This window comes from Calidithermus roseus, from assembly GCF_003574095.1.
GTDB lineage: Bacteria > Deinococcota > Deinococci > Deinococcales > Thermaceae > Calidithermus > Calidithermus roseus.
Genome location: NZ_QWLA01000046.1, coordinates 1 through 19,745 on the forward strand (window position 1 = coordinate 1; position 19,745 = coordinate 19,745).

At 66.8% G+C, this 19,745-nt stretch carries 22 protein-coding genes; 8 read left to right on the top strand and 14 right to left on the bottom strand.

The annotated features are described in order from the left end of the window. Together Mrose_RS11690 and Mrose_RS11695 are read left to right on the top strand one after the other, a co-directional pair. Positions 1–429 (top strand): sugar 3,4-ketoisomerase (locus tag Mrose_RS11690; protein ID WP_220452319.1); only part of this gene is annotated, 429 nt, incomplete at its 5' end. A gap of 55 nt (positions 430–484) precedes the next feature. After that, entirely contained in the window at positions 485–1,603 is a 1,119-nt protein-coding gene (locus Mrose_RS11695) for a DegT/DnrJ/EryC1/StrS family aminotransferase (RefSeq protein WP_119278448.1), read from the top strand. 27 nt (positions 1,604–1,630) lie between these two features. On the opposite strand, the gene msrA is transcribed toward Mrose_RS11695, so the two are convergent. From msrA to Mrose_RS11720, 5 genes are all read right to left on the bottom strand, one after another. Continuing rightward, positions 1,631–2,188 (bottom strand): peptide-methionine (S)-S-oxide reductase MsrA, encoded by a 558-nt coding sequence (gene msrA, locus Mrose_RS11700; protein WP_119278450.1) that lies wholly within the window; start codon positions 2,186–2,188, stop codon positions 1,631–1,633. 153 nt (positions 2,189–2,341) lie between these two features. Continuing rightward, positions 2,342–3,250 (bottom strand): ribokinase, encoded by a 909-nt coding sequence (rbsK, locus tag Mrose_RS11705; protein WP_119278452.1) that lies wholly within the window; start codon positions 3,248–3,250, stop codon positions 2,342–2,344. 150 nt (positions 3,251–3,400) lie between these two features. Further along, the gene (locus tag Mrose_RS11710) at positions 3,401–3,694 is read right to left on the bottom strand and encodes an HU family DNA-binding protein (protein WP_027891410.1); all 294 of its coding nucleotides are present in this window, start codon (positions 3,692–3,694) and stop codon (positions 3,401–3,403) included. A 92-nt stretch (positions 3,695–3,786) separates the two neighbouring features. After that, on the bottom strand, positions 3,787–4,425 hold the full coding sequence (locus Mrose_RS11715; RefSeq protein ID WP_119278454.1) for a lysophospholipid acyltransferase family protein: 639 nt from the start codon (positions 4,423–4,425) through the stop codon (positions 3,787–3,789). Between the two features lie 73 nt (positions 4,426–4,498). Next, positions 4,499–4,936, bottom strand: a complete 438-nt coding sequence (locus Mrose_RS11720; protein WP_119278455.1) for a YbaN family protein — start codon at positions 4,934–4,936, stop codon at positions 4,499–4,501. Between the two features lie 103 nt (positions 4,937–5,039). On the opposite strand from Mrose_RS11720, the gene Mrose_RS11725 reads away from it, so the two are divergent. Further along, complete coding sequence (locus Mrose_RS11725; protein ID WP_245969865.1) at positions 5,040–5,453, top strand: hypothetical protein; 414 nt, start codon at positions 5,040–5,042, stop codon at positions 5,451–5,453. Here the strand turns inward: Mrose_RS11725 and Mrose_RS11730 are convergent. The 3 genes from Mrose_RS11730 to Mrose_RS11740 are packed head-to-tail and all read right to left on the bottom strand — an operon-like array spanning position 5,450 to position 8,058. Further along, the gene (locus Mrose_RS11730; protein ID WP_119278459.1) at positions 5,450–6,271 is read right to left on the bottom strand and encodes a metalloenzyme; all 822 of its coding nucleotides are present in this window, start codon (positions 6,269–6,271) and stop codon (positions 5,450–5,452) included. The two genes, Mrose_RS11725 and Mrose_RS11730, sit on opposite strands and share 4 nt — an antisense overlap. Before the next feature lie 55 nt (positions 6,272–6,326). Next, a complete protein-coding gene (locus Mrose_RS11735) occupies positions 6,327–6,677 on the bottom strand; it encodes a P-II family nitrogen regulator (RefSeq protein ID WP_119278461.1) in 351 nt (116 codons plus the stop codon). A gap of 13 nt (positions 6,678–6,690) precedes the next feature. Further along, positions 6,691–8,058 carry an ammonium transporter gene (locus Mrose_RS11740; RefSeq protein ID WP_119278463.1) on the bottom strand — a complete coding sequence of 456 codons (1,368 nt, stop codon included), beginning with the start codon at positions 8,056–8,058 and terminating at the stop codon, positions 6,691–6,693. Between the two features lie 266 nt (positions 8,059–8,324). Between Mrose_RS11740 and Mrose_RS11745 the strand changes: the two genes are divergently transcribed. The 4 genes from Mrose_RS11745 (at position 8,325) to Mrose_RS11760 (ending at position 12,293) form a co-directional block, all read left to right on the top strand. Then, positions 8,325–9,251: an HrcA family transcriptional regulator gene (locus Mrose_RS11745; protein ID WP_119278465.1), complete on the top strand. Its 927-nt coding sequence runs from the start codon at positions 8,325–8,327 to the stop codon at positions 9,249–9,251. Further along, a complete protein-coding gene (moaD, locus tag Mrose_RS11750) occupies positions 9,241–9,936 on the top strand; it encodes a molybdopterin converting factor subunit 1 (protein WP_119278467.1) in 696 nt (231 codons plus the stop codon). The genes Mrose_RS11745 and moaD overlap by 11 nt, the downstream gene beginning before the upstream one ends. A 6-nt stretch (positions 9,937–9,942) precedes the next feature. Next, positions 9,943–10,176 (top strand): hypothetical protein, encoded by a 234-nt coding sequence (locus tag Mrose_RS11755; RefSeq protein WP_119278469.1) that lies wholly within the window; start codon positions 9,943–9,945, stop codon positions 10,174–10,176. 107 nt (positions 10,177–10,283) lie between these two features. Continuing rightward, a complete protein-coding gene (locus Mrose_RS11760) occupies positions 10,284–12,293 on the top strand; it encodes a GGDEF domain-containing phosphodiesterase (RefSeq protein ID WP_119278471.1) in 2,010 nt (669 codons plus the stop codon). A gap of 34 nt (positions 12,294–12,327) precedes the next feature. Here Mrose_RS11760 and Mrose_RS11765 read toward each other — a convergent pair whose 3' ends face one another. The 6 genes from Mrose_RS11765 to Mrose_RS19655 form a co-directional block, all read right to left on the bottom strand. Next, positions 12,328–12,570, bottom strand: a complete 243-nt coding sequence (locus Mrose_RS11765; RefSeq protein ID WP_119278473.1) for a chaperone modulator CbpM — start codon at positions 12,568–12,570, stop codon at positions 12,328–12,330. Positions 12,571–12,579: 9 nt separating this feature from the next. Beyond that, on the bottom strand, positions 12,580–13,464 hold the full coding sequence (locus Mrose_RS11770; protein ID WP_119278474.1) for a DnaJ C-terminal domain-containing protein: 885 nt from the start codon (positions 13,462–13,464) through the stop codon (positions 12,580–12,582). Positions 13,465–13,522: 58 nt separating this feature from the next. Beyond that, the gene (locus tag Mrose_RS11775; protein WP_119278476.1) at positions 13,523–14,086 is read right to left on the bottom strand and encodes a nucleotide exchange factor GrpE; all 564 of its coding nucleotides are present in this window, start codon (positions 14,084–14,086) and stop codon (positions 13,523–13,525) included. A gap of 68 nt (positions 14,087–14,154) precedes the next feature. Continuing rightward, positions 14,155–16,017: a molecular chaperone DnaK gene (gene dnaK, locus Mrose_RS11780; protein ID WP_119278478.1), complete on the bottom strand. Its 1,863-nt coding sequence runs from the start codon at positions 16,015–16,017 to the stop codon at positions 14,155–14,157. A 287-nt stretch (positions 16,018–16,304) separates the two neighbouring features. Beyond that, positions 16,305–17,267, bottom strand: coding sequence for a quinone oxidoreductase family protein (locus Mrose_RS11785; RefSeq protein ID WP_119278480.1), 963 nt, complete (start codon positions 17,265–17,267; stop codon positions 16,305–16,307). Positions 17,268–17,417: 150 nt separating this feature from the next. Next, entirely contained in the window at positions 17,418–18,944 is a 1,527-nt protein-coding gene (locus Mrose_RS19655) for a glycoside hydrolase family 3 protein (protein ID WP_275052661.1), read from the bottom strand. Between the two features lie 77 nt (positions 18,945–19,021). On the opposite strand from Mrose_RS19655, the gene Mrose_RS11795 reads away from it, so the two are divergent. Next, positions 19,022–19,717 (top strand): N-acetylmannosamine-6-phosphate 2-epimerase, encoded by a 696-nt coding sequence (locus Mrose_RS11795; RefSeq protein ID WP_119278484.1) that lies wholly within the window; start codon positions 19,022–19,024, stop codon positions 19,715–19,717. Positions 19,718–19,745 lie beyond the last annotated feature (28 nt).

Consider the following 19,745-nt stretch of genomic DNA (forward strand, 5'->3'; position numbering starts at 1 on the left):
CCCCCACCCAAGAGAGCCCGCCTGCAGGACGTGCGCATGATCGAGCTGCCCAAAATCCCCGACCCTCGGGGCAACCTCACCTTCATCGAGGGGGGCCGCCACGTGCCCTTCGAGATCCAACGGGTCTTCTACCTCTACGACGTGCCCGGCGGCGAGAGCCGCGGCGGCCACGCGCTCAAGACCACCGAGCAGTTCCTCATCGCCGTCTCGGGCTCGTTCACGGTGGTCGTCGATTCGGGCGGCACCCGCCAGCGCTACTTCCTCAACCGCTCCTACTTCGGGCTCTACCTCCCGCCCATGATCTGGCGCGAGATCGAGGACTTCTCCTCGGGCGCGGTGTGCTTGGTGCTGGCCTCGAGGCCCTACGACGCGGGAGATTACTACCAGGATTACCAGGAGTTCCTCGAGGCTTCGCGGAAGTTGCAGTAAGGCTGGCTAATAGCCAAGGGCCATTCGCCATGAGCACGTACCGAGAGAGGTTCAGATGAAGATTCCCTATTTCGAATTGCAGTCGGCTTACCAGGAACTCAAGCGCGAACTCGACGAGGCCGTGAGCCGGGTGGTGAGCAGCGGCTGGTACATCCTGGGCAGCGAGGTGGAGGCTTTCGAGCAGGAGTACGCCGCTTACGTCGGAGCCCGGCACTGCGTGGGCGTGGCCAACGGCCTCGACGCGCTTTATCTGGCGCTGCGGGCGATGGAGGTGGGCCCCGGCGACGAGGTGATCGTGCCTTCGAACACCTACATCGCCACCTGGCTGGCGGTGTCCTACGTGGGCGCGACCCCGGTGCCGGTCGAGCCGGAGATGCTCAGCTACAACCTGGACCCCGCCCGTGTGGAGGCGGCCATCACGGAGCGCACACGGGCCATCCTGCCCGTACACCTCTACGGCCAGCCCACCGACCTCGACCCCCTGCTCCAGATCGCCCGCAAGCACGGCCTGTGGCTGCTCGAGGACGCCGCCCAGGCTCACGGCGCGCGCTACAAGGGCCAACGCATCGGCGCGCACGGCGACGCGGTGGCCTGGAGCTTCTACCCCAACAAGAACCTGGGCGCCTTAGGCGACGGCGGGGCCGTGACCACCAATCACCCCGAGCTTGCCGACCGCATCCGGGTGCTGCGCAACTACGGCTCGAGGGTCAAGTACGTCAACGAGGTCAAGGGCGTCAACTCCCGCCTAGACCCCATCCACGCCGCGGCCATGCGGGTCAAGCTCAAGTACCTCGACGAGTGGAACGACCGTCGCCGCGCCTTGGCCGCCTACTACCTCGAGGCCCTCCAGGACACCGGCCTGATCCTGCCCCAGACCGCCCCCTACGCCGAGCACGTCTGGCACATCTTCGCCGTGCTCTCCCCCGAGCGCGACGCGCTGCAAAAGCACCTGGCCGAGCGCGGTGTGGGCACCCTCATCCACTACCCCATCCCGCCCCACCTGCAGGCGGCCTACCGCGACCTGGGCTACAAGCCCGGCGACTTCCCCCTCAGCGAGCGCATTCATGCCCAGGAACTCTCCCTGCCGCTGGGCCCACAGCTCAGGCTCGAGGAGGCCGAGTACGTCGTCGAGGCGGTGCGGAGTTTCAGGGGCTCGGTGGTCGATAGTCGATGACCAGGGGTCGTCCTCGTAGGCAAGAGCCTAAGCGCGAGTGGAATCCTCCCGCTTGAGCCGGTCGTAGAACTTCTTACGGAACTTGCTCACCTTGGGGGCGACCACGAAGGCGCAGTAGGGCTGGTGGGGGTTTCGCTTGAAGTACTCTTGGTGGTAGTCCTCGGCGGGGTAAAACACCTCGAAGGGCTTCAGCTCGGTCACGATGGGGTCGTCCCAGATCCCGGCGGCCTCGAGCTCGGCCATCACGGCTTCGGCGGTGGCCTTCTGTTCGGGGGAGTGGTAGAAGATGACCGAGCGGTACTGTGGGCCCACGTCGTTGCCCTGGCGGTCGGGGGTGGTGGGGTCGTGGATGGTGAAGAAGACCTCGAGCAGCTCCCGGTAGCTCACCACGGCGGGGTCGAAGGTCACCTGCACCACCTCGGCGTGGCCGGTCTTCTTGCCGCACACCTCCTCGTAGGTGGGGTTGACCACGTGCCCCCCGCTGTAGCCCGAGACCACGTCCACCACGCCCTTTAGCTCGTCATAGACGGCCTCGAGGCACCAGAAACAGCCCCCGCCCAGTGTCGCCACTTCGTATTGGTTCATGGCCCCATCTTGGAGCCTGAGGCCGCTTCGCTACGTAAGGTATCCGACCATTGCCTTAGCACCGAGGGGCCTCGGGGTCGTAGGCAAAACCCGAACGCCTAATGCCTTCCCCCCTTACAGGGGGGATATCCACGAGCCACCGGCCCTCGACCTTCAAGCGCTGCGCTCGCTCAGGAAGGCCTCGACCTCGAGGCGGGTGGGCAGCGAGGTCTGGGCTCCGGGTCGGGTCACGGCCAGCGCCCCGGCGGCAGCCCCCAGGCGGATGGCCCGCTCCAGGCTCCTGCCCTCGCTCAGCGATACCGCCAGCGCCCCCATGAAGGCGTCCCCGGCGGCAGTGGTATCTACTGCCCGCACCTCGAAGGCGCTTTGATACCCCTCGCCCTCGGCGCTGGCCCAGACCGCGCCCTGCGCCCCGAGAGTCACGATCACTGTGGGGCAGTGCTGGCGCAGCTTGCGGGCGGCCTCGATGCCGCTCTCGGGCGAATCCACCGCCAGCCCAGAGTAGGCCTGAGCCTCGCTCTCGTTGACCACCAGGATGTCGAAGAGGGCTAAGTCGGCGGGGGAGAGGGGTAGGGCGGGGGCTGCGTTGAGGATCACGCGGGCTCCGCTCTCGCGCCCGATCCGGGCGGCGCGGCGCACGGTGTCGAGGGGTACCTCGAGCTGCAGCATCACCACTGCCGTGTGCTCGAACTCGATGGGGGAGAGGTTTTCCGGCTTGAGGCGCGAGTTGGCCCCCGGAGAGACGATGATGACGTTCTGCCCCGCCTTGTCCACGCTGATGAAGGCCACCCCGGTAGGGGCGTTGATGCAGATGGTGGCGTTGACGTTGATGCCCTGGGCTTTGAGGTGCGTCTTGATGCGCTCGCCGAAGCCGTCGTTGCCCACCCGCCCGATCATGCGTACCTTGCCGCCCATGCGCTGCGCAGCCACGGCCTGGTTGGCTCCCTTGCCGCCGAAGTAGCTCTCGTAGTCCGAGCCCAGCAGGGTTTCGCCCGGCACGGGATGGCGTGCAACCCTCACCACCAGGTCCATGTTGAGGCTGCCGACGACGACGATGCCCATAGCTGATAGCTTATCGTGTCCTTTATCCGTGCCAACCCTGGAGCCAATATTTCAAGGCCGGCCCGATGGCCGGCCCTACCGATACTCTAGGGAAGCAACGAGGGAGGTTGGCCTCCCCCGTTTGAAGGAAAAACTAAGGTTGCTGGAACCTTACTTCTTTACCTTCTCCTTGAGCGCCTTGCCGGGCTTGAAGGCCGGATACTTGGAGGCGGGGATTTTGATCTTCTGGGTGGTACCGGGCTTCACGCCGGTGCGGGCCTTGCGGGAGCGCACCTCGAAGGTGCCGAAGCCGGTGAGCTGGACCTTGTGGCCACCGCTCAGCGCAGCTTCCACTTTGGACAAGAAGGCGTCCACCGCAGCCTTGGCGTCTTTCTTCTTCAGGCCGGAGGCCGCAGCAACTTGGTCGATCAGATCGGCTTTGGTCTTGGTGGTCTTCTTCGCCATGCATTACCTCCTTTAGTTTTCCCTTCAGGACGGAGTGTAGCACAGCATGAGAGAGAAATGCAAGCATCTGATGGGGCTTCCCCGCCATTATGTTAAGAACGAATAGACTCCGAATTGCCCATGCCTACATACTCAGGGGGCAAAAGTGCGGCAACCATGGCCTCGAGCTGGCGCGTAACCTCCTCCAACCCCTCATGATCAAGCTTCTTGTTGGGCAGTGTGATGGGATCGCCAAAAATCACCGTTATGTTTTTACGCAAACGCGGGGCGCTGCCTACAGGCCAGGCCTTATCGCTGCCGATGATGGCTACGGGTACGATCCTGGCTCCGGTTCGCATGGCGATGGAGGCCGCTCCCGTCTTGAAGGGCTCGAGCCTGCCCGTGCGGCTGCGGTGACCTTCGGGGAAAATGCCGAAGGCCAAGCCTGCCTTCAGCGCCCGAATGGCTGCCTTGACCGCGCCCAGGTCGCTGCTGCCGCGTTCCACCGGGATGGCGTAGAGCCGCGGCAGCAACCACGACAGCACCGGATAGCGGAAAATATCGGCCCGGGCAATAAAAGCCACCGGGCGTGGGCAGCCACAGCCGATGGCTAAGGGATCGAGAAAGGAAAGGTGGTTAGAAGCCAGGATGACAGGGCCATCTTTGGGCACCCGCTCGGCTCCTTCAACCCGCAGACCAAACAGGACGCGCAGCAGGAAAGAGGCCAGTACTTTGCAGACGGCGTAAACCATGCGTCCAGATTACCGCGTCATGGTGGAGGTAAAGCATCGGTCGTCGATAGTCCATAATCGGTGGCCGACAGCTCTAACCCACCCGTTTGGTGGGGATCCGGAAGAGGATGAACCAGACGCCTGCTATGCCCAGGGCGAGAGCCAGGGCTCGAGCAGCCCAGGATTCGATGGCCAGGCTGCTCAGCAGCACGCCAACCGAACACATCGAAGCGGCGATGCGCTTGGCCCGCAACGGCATGCCTTTGCCTGCGCGGTAGTCGCGTACCAGCGGCCCTATCCTGGGCAGGGCCAGCAGCCACTCGAGCCAGCGCCGGCTGCCCCGCGCGAAGCAGTAGGCGGCGGTGATGAAAAACACCGTCGAGGGCATCACCGGCAAAAGAGCCCCGATGAAACCCAGGGCCACGAAGAAAAACCCCACCCCCATCCAGACCCAGCGGATTGGCTGGGCTAGGGCAGGTTCGTGGGGCTGGGCAATTGCCAACTCGTTGTCGGACGCTTTGTTTTCGGGCATAGGCTCGTCTCGGTCTCCAACAGACTATGGGCTCGAGGCTATAGCATTGGGGTGGAGGCAATTAGGACGTTTGTCCCCGAAGCGTGGTGATTAGATGCTCCGGATGAGTCTTTCGCCCCAGTTTATCCGGGCCATCGGGCAAATCCTGGCCGTTTCCTATCCGCTGCTGGCGCTTTCGACCGGCGCACGCGGGATATACCAGCTCTGCTGCAAACCCGGCGTGAGCGATTACCTCGCTCCGGCCATCACCACGGTGGCGGCGTTGTGCTACCTGCTGGCCACTTTGGGCTTCGTAGTCCGCAAGCCCGCGGCCTGGCGACTGGCGGTGGGCTTGCTGAGCTTCGAGACCATGGGGGTGCTGCTGGTGGGTAGCCTGACCCTGCTACAGCCCGAGGCGATCGGCCACACGGCCTGGTCCTACTTTGGCCGGGACTACGGTTTCTTGCCCCTGGTCCAGCCCATCCTGGGCCTGGTCTGGCTGCTGTGGCGGGAGAACCGGCAGGCTTACGGGGTTTAAAACTGCCCCCGCACCCACGGGGCCACGTCCACCAGCGAACCCATCGGCGGCACGGTGGAGGCTTTGGGACCCACCACCAGCAGGGGTACCGGGTTGCGGGTATGCGAGGAGTGCCAGGGTTCTTCGGCGTTGCCATGGTCGGCGGTGAGGAGCAGGGTGGCCTCGGGGCCGGCCTCGAGCCAGCCCCGCACGAAGCGGTCGAGTTCGGTGAAGCGCTCGCTCAGGCGCTCGGGCTCGCGGTGGGCCGAGTAGTCGAGGGACCAGTTCTCCAAAAGCACCAGGTCGTGTCCCTGCGCCATTGCCGCGAAGCGCTCGCCGGAGCGCTCGGGATCGGGCCAGAAGGCCGGGGGCACCGTCCTGGGATCGCCCAGGGGTAACAGCTCGAGGCCCGCCGCCACAGCCGCGAAGGCGAAGGCCGAGAACAGGTTGCGCCTCGAGGCCCGCAGGCGCTCGAGGTATTCCTGGCGATAGCCGTTGGCGTGCAGCAGCCTCAGCCCCTGGCGTGCAGCCCACACCTGCAGGCTCTGCTCGCGCAGCAGCTCCTGCAGCCGCCGGCCTGGATGCGGCCCCTGATGGTGACCCAGCAGGGCGCTGGCGTTGGTGCCGGTGAGCAGCGTGGTCTGCCCGGTTGCCGACTGCGGCAGGCCTTCGAAGCCTAAGTTGGCGTCGAGGACGCGGTAGGCCACGCCGGGCGCGTTGCGGGCGGCGGGGGAGAAGTCGCCCGTCAGGGCGCGCAGGGTGGGCAGCTCTAACTGCCGCAGCGGACTGCGGGGGTCGGCGGAGAGCCCCAGCCCGTCCACGAAGAGAAAGGCGAGCACCCCTCGAGTCTACTGGGGCTCGAGGGGTGTGGGCTCTGAGGAGGATGAGGGATTTCTAGGCCACCGGGGTCACGGCAGCCGTATCTTCCTCGCCGGTGCGGATGCGGTAGACCTTCTCGACAGGGAGCACGAAGATCTTGCCGTCGCCCACCTCGCCGGTGCGGGCGGCGCTCATGATGGCCCGCACGGTGGGGGCTACGAAGGAGTCGGAGACCCCGATTTCGAAGCGCACCTTCTCGTGCAACTCCATCTTGACGGTGGTGCCCCGGTAGGTCTGCACCTCGTCGGTCTCACCGCCGTGACCCTGCACGCGGGAGATGGTCAGGCCCCGCACCTCGGCCTTGTAGAGGGCCTCGAGCACGTCGTTGACTTTTTCCGGACGAACAATCGCCACTACCAGTTTCATGCCTCAAACCCCCTTAGCTCTTGGCCGCGGCGGGCTTGCCCCTGGGCTCGCCGGACTCCAGCACCAGAATAGCGCCCTCGCCGCTGGTGTAGCCCTCTTCGCCGTGCTGGGTGACGTCCATCCCCGTCGCTTCGTCCTTGGCGCTGGCCCTGAGGGGGGTGATGACTCCGACGAGCTTGAGCAGGATGAAGGTCATCAAAGCGCTGTACCCCACCGCGATCAGCACCGCGAAGGCCTGGATCAGCACCTGCTGGGGGTTGCCCGCGAGCAGGCCGTTGAAGTAACCCACCTCTACCCCGGCGATTACCTTCTGGCCGAATACTCCGGTCAGGATGGCGCCGGTCATGCCGCCGATGCCGTGGCCTGCGAACACGTCCAGCGAGTCGTCGAGCTTGCTCCTGGCCCGCCACAGCATGGCGAAGTAGCTGGGGAAGGCTCCGATGGCCCCCATCAGCAGGGCCGAGGTGGCCGAGACGTAGCCTGCGGCTGGGGTGATTACCACCAGGCCCACCACGATGGCCGTCGCCACGCCGACTGCCGTCACCTTGCCCGTGCGGGTGAGGTCCAGCAGGGCCCACACCACCAGCGCGGCTGCCGGGGCCAGCATGGTGTTGACGAAGGCGATGGAAGCGCTCTGGCTCGCGCCCCAGGCGCTTCCGGCGTTGAAGCCGAACCAGCCGAACCACAGCAGCGCAGCCCCCAGCAGGACGAAGGGTACGTTGTGAGGCAGGATGGCCTGGCGTCCGAAGTCCTTGCGGGTTCCCAGCACCAGCGCCGCCACCAGGCCCGATATGCCCGCGTTGATGTGCACCACCGTGCCACCGGCGAAATCCCAAGCGCCCAGGTCGGCCAGGAAGCCGCCACCCCACACCCACTTGGCCAGCGGGGCGTAGACCGCCACGCTCCACAGGGTCATGAAGAGCAAGTAGGCCGGAAAGCGCATGCGCTCGACGATGGAACCCGAGACCAGCGCCGCCGTGATGATGCAGAAAGTGCCCTGGAAGGCCATCCACAGCAGGTGGGGGATGGTGATGGCGGCCACCGCGCCCTTGTTCTCCAGGCTCACCCCGTTGAGGAAGGCGAAGCGCAGGTCGCCGATGAAGTCGTTGCCGCCCGGGCTCAGCGAGATCGAGTAGCCCACTAGCGCCCAGGCCACCCCCACGAAGCCCAGCGCCACGAAGCTCATCATCATCGTGTTGAGCGCACTCTTAGAACGCACCAGGCCACCGTAGAAGAAGGCCAGGGCCGGCGTCATGAGCAACACCAGGCCGGTAGCCACCAGCATCCAGGCCGTGTCGGCGGCGGACAGCTCCGGATCCTGTGCCAGGGCGACTGAACCCGCCCCTACCGCTAACGCCCCCAATAAACGAAGGTTCCTCATCCCCTCACCTCCATGGCCCAAAGGCTAGCAGGAGGTATGCAAATTGTCAATCTTTTGTGTATCGATATGCCAATTAGACCCGAATATTGAGTAATATATTCCCGAATTTTGGCAATATGTTATTGCATTTTTGGACAGTTGTTCATTGATTTGTGAACGCGACGATTGAAACTCCCGGATTTGGTATACCTGGGGGTCGTCGGCTTTACGGATCGATACTTCCGTCACTGCACAACCCCAACGCGGGCGCGTAGACTGGGGTTGGCATGACCGAGCGGCAGCGCACTCTGTTGCATCTGTTGGTGGAGAGCTACATCCAGGGCCAGGCCCCGGTGCCTTCGGGTATGCTGGCCCAGCGGCTCAGGCTCTCCCCGGCGATGGTGCGCTACGAGCTGATCGAACTCGAGGAAGCTGGCTACATCGCCAAGCCCCACGCCTCGGCGGGGCGGGTGCCCACCCGGCAGGGCTTTCGCCACTACGCCTTATCCAAGCTGCCGCCGGACCTGTTGCCTCAGGCCACCCTCGAACGCCTGGCGCTGGTGCTGAGCGGCGCCGGCGAGCGGCGAGAGACGCTGCTGGTGCAGGTGGCCTCGAGGCTCTCGGGCTACCCCGCCCTGCTGCGGCTGCGCCTGCAGCGTCCCTCGCGCATCCGGCAGGTCCACCTGTCGTCGCTGGGTGGGGGCAAGGTGCTGGCGGTGGCAGTGCTCGAGGGGGGGCGCGTGCGGGAGGCGCGCTTGGATCTGAGCTTCGTTCCCAGCGAGGCCCAGCTCACCGAGGCCGAAGGCCGCCTGCGAGGGCAGGTGGTGCTCGAGCCCCAAGGGGGCGACACCCCCGCCATGCGCGAACTCTTCGAGGCCCTCAAGCGGGCCTTCGCCCAGGACGAACTGGCGGAGTACCGCGAGGGGATGGGGCTGTTGCTGGGAGAACCCGAGGCCATGGACCCGGCGTTCCTGCGCCACGCCCTCGAACTCTTCGAGGCCCCGGGTGACGAGCCCCTCACCCCGCCGGGGGGCCTCAACGTGCGGGTGGGCGAGATCGAGGGGGTTTCGCTGGTACAAGCCGGAGTGGCGCTGGGCGAGGCGGTGGGGGAGCTCTCCCTGCTGGGACCCCTGCGCATGCGCTACCCCCAGGCCCTTTCGGTGGCCTTCGGGCTGAGCCAGGTGTACATGGGCAAGGATCGTTATGCGAGTTGAAGTCCTCTTCTTCGCCCTCTTCCGCGAGCAGGCCGGCACCCGCAAGACCACCCTCGAGCTCTCCGAGGGTGCGACGGTGCGCGACGCCCAGCGAGTTCTCGAGTCCCGCTTCCCCGGCCTCTCCCTCGCTCAGGGCCTGGCCGCCGTCAACCAGGAGTTCCGCCCGCCCGAGCACCCTCTGGCCAACGGCGACGAACTGGCCTTCTTGCCCCCGGTGTCCGGAGGCAGCATGGCGGACGTGCAGGAGGCTCGTGACAGTTGGGGCCTCACCGAAGCGCCGCTGGAGCTGCAACGCTGGGTGGACTGGGCCAGCGCCCCGCCTTATGGGGCGGTGGTGAGCTTCCTGGGCACCACCCGCAGCCCCAACAAGGGCCAGGAGGTGGCCTACCTCGAGTACGAAGCCTATGGCGGCATGGCCGAGCGGGTCATGCGGCGGATCATCGCCGAGATGCGCGAGCGCTGGGTGCTGGGCCGGGTGGCGCTGTGGCACCGCACCGGGCGGGTGGGCCCGGCGGAGGCCTCCATCCTGATCGTGGTCTCCTCGCCACACCGCCTCGAGGGCTTCGAGGCCTGCCGCTACGCCATCGAACGGGTCAAGCAGATCCTGCCGGTGTGGAAGAAGGAGTTCTCGCCGGACGGCTCACACTGGGTCGAGGGCTTTGCCCCCGAGGGGCTGAAGCTTTAGGGCACGATGACCGAGTTCACCTTCGTTGTGATTCGCCTGGCGCTGTGGCTTTTGCCTGCCCTCCTGGGCTTCATGGCCATGCGGGCCTGGCGCGGGGGGCGCTCCCGTGTAGCCGCGGGGCTGGTGCTGGCCGGATTGTTGTGCGGGGTGCTGGTCAGGCCCATTCCCATCGGCTTGGTGCTGCTGCTGGTGGGGCTGCTGGCCGGTTGGGGCGGGGCTTTGAGGGGGGCTAATCGTTAATAATACCGGCCTTCCAGGGAAGCCGTGTCGGATTTGACCATTGCCGGGTTGCAAGCCCGAATACACTAGGAGGATAAGTGGGGCCGCATCTCCTGGAGGGGCATCGGGTGAATGAGTTCAACTGGAAACTATTCGCACCGCTCTCGATTGAGGGCTCGACCCTTCTGATCGAACACCAGGAGCTTCCCGAGGGCATGGCCATACGCCTGGGAGGTTCCGCCGGGACGGTGCTGCGCGCGCCTGAAGCCCAGGAACTGCTGCTGCACCTGCTGACGGGGGAGTCGTGGGTCAGCAACCGCCTGGTGTGGGCCGCGCCCCGGCTGCACCTGGGCCATAAGGGTTTCAACCTCAACGAACGGGCCCGCCTGGCCCTCATCGAATCCCTGCAGTCGCTGCTGGCCGACAGCCAGGAAGCGGGAGGAGGCTCTCAGCCGCAGGATTCCTGGCAGCGGGTGGTGCTGCAACTGGCCCAGGGTCAGTTCGCCTCCCTCGAGCAGGCCCTCCCCCGTTTGGGGGAAGCTACCTTGAAGCTGCTGGGTTTGGAGAGCCTTAGCCTTTGGGTGCGCGATCCAGAGACCCGCCACCTGCGCCTGGCGGCCCGCTATCCCCAGATCAACACCCCCGAGCGGCTGATCACCGCTCAGGACAATCCGGTGTATTTCGCCACGCTCGAGCGCACCCTGCTCATCACCGTCGAAGACGCCAAGACCGACGCCCGCCTGGCCGAGCTGCGCGGGATGCTCACGACCTGGGGCGTGCAGTCCATGCAGCAGGTCGTCTTCCACGGCGAGGGGGGGGTGCTGGGGGTGCTGTGGCTGGAGAACGCCCAGCCCCGGAGCTGGAGCGGCGAAAAGGAAGCGCTCGCGCTGGCGCTGGGCCACCTCTTCGAGCGCCAGATCTACCAGCCGCTGAGCGAGGGCTCGCGGGTGGTGCTCCAGTCGCGCAAGAGCATCGGGCTCAGGCTGCCGGAGTTCGAGGCCCAGATCGCCCAGTCCATTGCCCTGGCCGGGCGCCACAAGCGCATGGTGGGCCTGGTGCGGCTTCAGATCGAAGGGCTGCCCCCCAGCCAGAACGAGACCGCCGCCAGGGAGATTGCCTCGTGTCTGCGCAGCTCCGACGCCATCACCTGGCTGGGTGCGCAGGGCTACGCCCTGCTGCTGTCGGAGATCCGCTGGGCCAGCGGGGCCGCGCGGGTGGCTCAGCGCATCCTGCAACGCCTGCGCTCGGCGCTGGGACACAGCTTCAAGGTAGCCATCGGCATCGCCATCTTCCCGCAGGACGCAGGGGCGGTGCCCGAGCTGTGGGAGCGGGCTGAGCAAGCCTGTGCCCAGGCCCTCGAGGACGGCGGGGGTATCCGCCTGCTGACGCCGGGCGCTTCCGAGTTGCAAGAGGCCATCACCCGCGACAACCTGACCCTGCACTTCCAGCCCGTGCTGCGCCTGACCGACCTCGAGCTCATCGCCGTCGAGGCTTTGGTACGCTGGCCGCGCGGGCGCGGCAACACCAAGCAGGCGGGTGAGTTCCTGGGCACGGCCCAGCAAGCCGGGCTGATCGTGGTGCAGGACCGCTGGACCCTGGAGCGGGTGCTCGAGCAGGCCGCCTTGTGGCGGCCTTCGGGGGTCAACGCCTACTTCAGCCTCAACCTCTCCGGCGAGACCCTCACCGACCCCGCCTTCCCCACCCGTCTGCAAGACCTGTTGCAGGCCAAGCGCCTGGCTCCGGAAATCCTGGTGCTCGAGGTGCGCGAGGAGGCGCTGTTGTGGGACCTCGAGGCCTCCATCCGCACCCTCAGCTTGCTCAAGGAGATGGGCGTGACCATCGCCCTCGACGACTTCGGCACCAGCCCCATCCCTATGGACCAGCTCAAGCGCCTGCCGCTGGGCTGGATCAAGCTCTCTCCCCTCTTCGCCAACCTCGACAACGCGGCTTTGGCCAAAGCCGCCGTCGAGATCGCCCACGCGATTGGGGCCAGGGCCGTCGCCAAGGGCCTGGAGGACCAGAGCCAGCTCACCCGCCTCAAGGAGATGGGCTGCGACTTCGGCCAGGGCCACCTGCTGGGCTGGCCGGTGCCCGCCGAGGACCTAGGAGCCCTGCTGGTGTGGGGCATCGGAAGCTGAGCATAGCCAGTAAGCCCGTAATAGGCGGGAGCGCTCACTGGCCCGTGCGCTCGAGCACCTCCACCACCAGGGCCGCTCCGATGAGGTTGACCCCCAGGTCGCGGCGAATGCGCTCGGCCCGGCGCATGCGCAGGAGGTCTTCGGGCTTGAAGTACCAGTGGCCGCTGGCTTCCATCGGCTCGACGAAACCGATCTGCACGTAGCCCTGCACCGCCGCCGGGGAAAGCCCTTCGCTGGCGATGGCCTCGAAGCTGTACAGCTCGCTGCGCACCAGCATCTCTCCCTCCTAATGCTTCGCCTTGAGCAATTCGGCCAACTGCTGGTAAAGCCTCTCCTCCTCGGGGCTGGGGTAGGTGGGGACCACTAAGCGAAGCTCGACGTACTGATCGCCCCGGCTGCCGTCCTTGCGGGGCCAGCCCTTGCCCTTGAGCCGCAGCCTGCGGCCTCCTTGGCTGTGTTTGGGGATGTGGAGCTCGACGGGGCCGTCGAGGGTAGGCACCCGCACGTTGCCCCCCACCACCGCCACGGGCGCGGGCACCTCGGCGCTGACGTAGATGTCGTCGCCCTCGAGCCGCATGGTGGGGCTGGGCTGAAGGCGCACGGTGAGGTAGAGGTCCCCGCCTGCGCGCCCCTTGCCCGCCAGCCGGATCTTCTGCCCCTCGCGCACGCCGGGAGGGATCCGCACGTTCAGCCGCTCGTTGCCGACCGAGATCAGCTTCTCGCCGCCTCGGTAGGCTTCCTCCAGGCTCAAAGTGAGCTCGGCCTCGAGGTCGCGCCGCTCGCTCACACGGGCCCTGGGCCCACTCCGCACGCCCCCGAAGAGGTCCTCGAAGTCCCCGAAACCTCCGAAGCCCCCCCCGCGCCCGGCGAAGTTGCCGAAGAGCTGCTGGAAGAAGTCGGAGAAGTCGCCGAACCCGCCCTGCCCCGGCGGCGGCCCCTGCCAGCGGGCCTGGCCCGGATCGGAGCCGTAGCGGTCGTAGAACTGGCGCTTCTCGGGGTCGGAGAGCACCGTGTAGGCCTCGTTGATCTCCTTGAAGCGCTCCTCGGCCCCCGGGTCCTTGTTGACGTCGGGGTGGTACTTGCGGGCGAGCTTCTTGAACGCCTTCTTGATCTCGTCTGCCGAGGCGTTCTTGGAGACTCCGAGGATGGCGTAGTAGTCCTTGTAGGCCATAAAGGTTGCCGGTAGCCGATGGCTTATAGCCAATAGCCGCAGAGCTGGGAGCTATCGGCTATCCGCCATCCGCTTTTGGCTCCTCCTGACTTACCCCATTCCCCACCACGACCCGGGCAGGTCGCACCAGCATCTCGCCGTAGCGGTAGCCCTCCTGGTAGAGGTGCAGGACCTTGTCCTTCTCGCCCTCGAGCATCCCGATGGCTTCGTGGTAGCGCGGGTTGAAGTCGGAGCCCACGCCGGGAACGGGTTCGACCCCCAGGCTCGCCAGGGTGCGCTTGAAGTTCTCCAGCACCGCCTTGACGCCGGGGATGAGGTCCTCGGGCTTGGCTTGGGCAAAGCCTAGCGCCCGCTCGAGGTCGTCACCGACGGGCAGGATTGCCCTGAGCACCTTCAGCTCCCCGCTCTTGCGGGCGTCCTCGAGATCGACGGCGGTGCGCTTGCGGAAGTTGTCGAAGTCGGCGTACAGGCGGATGTATTTGTCCTTGGCGGCTTGTAGCTCGGCCTGTAGCACCTCCAGCTCAGCCCGCAGCCGCTCGACCTCTGGGATGTCGGGCTGGGTCTCGCTGGCGGGGATTTCCGCAGCGGCTTCGACAGACTGGGTGTTTTTGGTCTCTTCCATAGCTTCCTCGCGGATGGTCGATAACCGATAGCCTCGAGTACAGGCTATCAGCTATCGACGATCGGCGTTTAGTCCGCCGGTTTGTAGTCGGCGTCGATCACATCGTCGGGTTTGCTGCTCTGACCGGCGGCGGCGCCCACCGTGGCTCCTTGCTCGTAGGCCTGCAGGGCGTTGGCCAGGTCTTGCAGCGCCGCGGAGAGCTCACTGTCGGGGGCATCGCGCTCGAGGAGCTCCTTGGCTTTGCTGACGGCAGCCTCGAGGCGGCTCTTGGCCTCGGGAGTGCTCTGCTTCTCGCCCATTACGCGCTCGGCCTGGATGCGGGCGGTGTCGAGCTGGTTCTTGATCTCGGCGTGCTCCTTGCGCTTGCGGTCGGCCTCGGCGTTGGCTTCGGCTTCCTTGATCATGCGATCGATCTCGGCCTCGGAGAGGGTGGTGGTGTTTTGGATGGTGATGCTGGCTTCCTTGCCGGTGGACTTCTCCTTGGCGGTGGCGTGCAGGATGCCGTTGGCGTCGATGTCGAAGGTGACCTCGATCTGGGGCATGCCGGCGGGCATGGGCGGGATGCCCTCGAGGCGGAACTTGCCCAGGCTCTTGTTGTCGGCGGCCATGGGGCGCTCGCCCTGGACGATGTGGATTTCCACGGCGGGCTGGTTGTGCTCGGCGGTGGTGAAGATCTCACTCTTGCGGGTGGGCACGGTGGTGTTGCGGGGGATGAGCACGGTGGCCACGCCGCCCTTGGTCTCCACCGCCAGCGACAGGGGAGTCACGTCCAAGAGCACCACGTCCTCGACGTGACCGGTGAGCACCCCGGCCTGCACCGCCGCCCCCAGGGCCACCACCTCGTCGGGGTTGACCGAGCGGTTGGGCTCCTTGCCCAGCATCTCCCGCACGATCTGCTGCACCGCCGGCACGCGGGTAGCCCCGCCTACGAGCAGCACCTCGTCGATTTGGCTGGGCGAGAGCCCGGCGTCCTTGAGGGCCTGCTCGACCGGCTGGCGCACCCGCTTGAGGAGGGGGGCGATGAGCTCCTCGAACTTGGCGCGGGTGAGCTTCTTCTCGAGGTGGATGGGGGTCTTGGTGACGGGGTCGAGCCCGATGAAAGGCAGGCTGATGGTGGTCTCAGGGGTGCCGGAGAGCTCGATCTTGGCCTTCTCGGCGGCCTCGATGAGCCGCTGGAGGGCCTGGCGGTCGCCGCGCAGGTCCACGCCGCCCGATTCCTTCTTGAACTCCTCGACCAGCCAGCTCACGATGGCCTGGTCCATGTCGGAGCCGCCCAAGTGGGTGTCGCCGGCGGTGGCCTTGACCTCGAAGACCCCCTCGCCGATCTCGAGGATGGTCACGTCGAAGGTCCCGCCGCCTAAGTCGAAGACCAGCACCGTCTCGTTGCCCTTCTTGTCCAGGCCGTAGGCCAGCGCCGCGGCGGTGGGCTCGTTGATGATGCGCAGCACCTCGAGGCCAGCGATCTTGCCCGCGTTGGCGGTGGCCTCGCGCTGGGAGTTGTTGAAGTAAGCCGGCACGGTGATCACGGCCTTGGTGATGCGCTCGCCCAGCTTCTTGGAGGCGTCATCGACCAGCTTGCGCAGCACCATGGCCGAGATTTCCTCGGGGGTGTAGAGCTTGCCCCCGATCTCCACGCGCACGCCCCCGTCGGGCCCTTTCTGCACCTTGTAGGGCACGCGCTTGGCCTCTTCGGTCACCTCTTCCCAGCGCCGCCCGATGAAGCGCTTGATCTCGAAGACGGTGCCCTCGGGGTTGAGGGCGGCCTGGCGGCGGGCTATCTGGCCCACCAAAGTCTCAGAGCCCTTGAAAGCCACCACGCTAGGGGTGGTGCGGCTGCCCTCGCTATTCTCCAGAACCACGGGCTTGTCGCCTTCCATGATGGCGATCACGCTGTTGGTGGTTCCCAGGTCAATTCCCACTGCTTTAGCCATTTAAGGTCACCTCGCTGCTCACGTCGGGATTCAAAGCCCTCCGGTCTGCGGATCCTAGCCTCAATCCACCGGCTGTGAGGGACTGAGGCTAGCTCACTAGCCCTCAGATTAACTTCTCAGGAGACCAATGTCAATAGAGTTGAGTGTGGTTATATCAAGCTGTCGAGGGTCGACCACCATGGGGTCATACGTCTTGCGTCGTATGCAAGGCGCAAAACGCTGGGTGGCCGAAAGCTTTCCTCCACAGGCCACAAGCTCCCTACACCCTGTCCCCGCGCTTGGCTGCCTCAGGGGATCAGCAGCACCTTGCCGGTGGTCTCGCGCCCTTGCAGCTTGGCGTGGGCCTGGGAGGCTTGCTCGAGGGGGAACTGTGCGCCGATGCGCACCTTGAGCCGTCCCTCAGCAACCCATTGCATGATCTCGCCGGCGCGCCACTCCAACTCGGCGCGGTCCTGGGTGTAGTGCCACAGCGAGGGGCGGGTGAGGTAGAGGCCACCTTTGCGGTTGAGCACCTGCGGGTCGAAGGGCGGCACCGGGCCGCTGGATTGGCCGTAGAGCACCATCATGCCCCGTACCCGCAGCGAGTTCAGGCTGCCCTCCCAGGTGGCCTGGCCCACCCCGTCGTAGACCACGTCGGCTTTCTTGCCGCCGGTGATCTCGAGCACCCTTTGGTCGAAGTTCTCGTAGGGCAGGGTGTGATCGGCCCCAGCCTCGCGGGCCAGGGCGCGTTTTTCCTCGCTGGAGGCGGTGGCGATCACCCTCGCGCCGATCATCTTGGCTATCTGGATCAGCAAGAGCCCCACCCCACCGGCTGCGGCGTGGACCACGCAGGTCTCCCCGGCTTTGAGGGGGTAGGTGCTCCTGGCCAAGTAGTGCGCGGTCATGCCCTGCAGCATCAGTGCGGCGGCGGTGCGGGAGTCGAGGCCCTCGGGGATGCGCACGAGCTTCTCGGCAGGGACCAGCGCGTACTCGGCATAGGCTCCCATCACGTTGGCCCAGGCCACGCGCTCGCCTGCTTTCACCTCGCTTACCCCAGGTCCCACCGCCTCCACCACTCCAGCGGCTTCCTCGCCCACGGTGAAGGGCGTGGGGAGCGCGTAGATCCCGGAGCGCTTGTAGACGTCGATGAAATTGACCCCGGCGGCCTCGACCTTGACCAGCACCTGCCCTTCACCGGGCGTGGGCACGGGAATTTCTTCGAGCCGCATGGCCTCAGGGCCGCCGGGAGTGTGGACGCGAATGGCTTTCATGCTAAGAGCTTACTGGTTGGGTCGATAGTTGATGGTCGATAGCCATGAGGTCGTACGACCTACGTCGTACGCGAGACGCATAACGCCTTGGCACTGACCTAGGCCCTCGACGGCGGCGGGGAGGATGGGGGTGGGACGGCTGATCGCTTCCTAATCCGCCAGTTCCACCGGCAACCTGCCCGGAGCCTCGGCGCCGCTGAGCACCTCGACCAGCGCCTGAAGGGTGGGCGGGCGCCAGCCGTAGGTGATGAGGGCGGGCTGCCGCACCACCTGCACGTGGTAGGGGTTCCACAGCGCCACGTGCAGGGCGGGCTTGTCCAGGGCGAAGAGGGCCTGGGCCAGCTCGGCTTCGGCGGAGGAGAGCTGCTGGCGGGTGGTGGAGACGTAGAGGATGAAGTCGGATTCCTTCGCGGCGGCCTGGGCCGAGGCCAGGATGGCCTGGGGCTGCTGGCGGGGGTAGGCCAGGGTTTGCAGGCGCGGGAAGCGCTCCTCGAGGCGGCGGGCCAACTCCTGGGCGGCGGGGCCGTTCTCGTAGGCACTCTCGCCGGGGGCGATGTCGGGGGCCACGAAGAGGATGCGGTCGCCGGGGCGGGGCAGGCGCACCGCGCCGTAGCGGGTAAGGCTGCGGGCGGCGGCTTGCTGCATCAGGGCGCGGTCGGCGGCTTCGGCCTGGGCGCTGTAGGGGCGGGGGGTACCGGGGAAGGCTCGAGCGGCGCGGGCGAGGCGCTCGAGGCTTTGCTCGAGGCGCTCGCGGGAGATACTCCCGTCCGCGATGGCCTTGGCCAGGGCCTCGGCCTGGGCGGCCTGGACCGGCTTGGGGCCCAGCGCCAGCACCATGTCGGCCCCGGCGGCGAAGGCCCGCACGGCTGCCGCGCCGGCGTCGGGGCTGAACTTGGTGATGGCCTTCATGTCCATCGAGTCGGTGACCACCACGCCGTCGTAGCCCCACTCCTGGCGCAGCAGCCCGCCGAGGATGCGCGGGGAGAGGGTGGCGGGGTAGTCGGGGTCGAGCTCAGGGTAGACGATGTGGGCGGTCATGAACGAGCCCACGCCGGCCTCCACCGCCCGCCGGAAGGGGAGGAACTCCAGGCGCTCGAGCAGGGCGCGGGGCTTGCCCACGGTGGGGAGGTCGAGGTGCGAGTCGAGGTGGGTGTCGCCGTGGCCGGGGAAGTGCTTGACGCAGGCCATCACCCCGGCTTGCTCGAGGCCCCGTGCCCAGGCCAGCCCCAGCTCGGCTACCCTGGCCGGGTCGGAGCCGAAGCTGCGGTCGCCGATGACCGGGTTGAGCGGGTTGGTGTTGACGTCGAGGCTGGGCGCGAAGTTCCAGTTGACGCCCAGCGAGATCAAAGCCCGCCCCACCGCGCCGCCCACCGCCTCGGCCAGGCCCACGTCGCCGATGGCGCCGAGGGCCATGGGCGCGGGGGCCTCGGGCAGGTCGGTGGTGCGCTGCACCGCGCCGCCTTCCTGGTCGATGGAGATGAGGCAATCGGGGCCCAGGATCTCGCGGATCTCGGCTACCAGCCGGTCGAGCTGGTGCCGGTCGCGGATGTTCTTGCGGAACAGGCAGACCGAGCCGAAGCGGTACTTCGCCAGGTGGGCGCGGGTGGCGTCGTCGAGCACGGGAGCGGGAATGTCCACGCCCATCAGACGTCCGGCAAGATGTAACATTTCATCCATATTGACACCTCTTGACAAAACTTTACTTCAAGTACTAGCGTCTTGGGTAGCGTAACGCTTCAGAGGAGAAGTCACCCATGCCCAGGGACACGTCCGGCATACCCCAACGCCTGCAAGGCGGGCTCATCGCTTCCTGCCAGCCTGTCCGCGGGGGGCCCCTCGACCACCCCCACCTCGTCGCGGCGCTGGCCCAGGCCACCGAGGCCGGGGGCGCAGTGGCCCTGCGCATCGAGAGCCTGGCCGACCTCGAGGCCACCCGCGCCGTCACCCGGTTGCCCATCATCGGCTTGGTCAAGAAGGAGGTGCCCTCCTCGCCGGTCTACATCACCCCCGACCTCGCCGACGTGGAGGCCCTGGCCCGGCGTGGGGCCGAGATCATCGCCTTTGACGCCACCCAGCGCCCGCGCCCGGTCGCCGTGGCCGAGTTGATCGAGGCCATCCACGCCCAGAGCTGCTTGGCCATGGCCGACGTTTCCACCCTCGAGGAGGGCCTCGAGGCCCACCGCCTGGGCGCCGACTTCGTGGGCTCGACCCTCTCCGGCTACACCGACTACTCGCCCAGGCTCCCTGGCCCCGACCTCGAGCTCGTGCGCCAACTCGCCGCGCGGGGTGTCCGCACCATCGCCGAGGGCCGCATCGCCACCCCGCAGGAGGCGCGGGCCGCGCTCGAGGCCGGGGCCTTCGCCGTGGCTGTGGGCACCGCGCTCACCCGCATCGAACTGCTCACCAAGGCCTTCGTGGACGCGCTGGCAGAGGGGAAGGTGGCGGGATGAACGCCGGGCGCCCAGCGCGAGAGGGTCG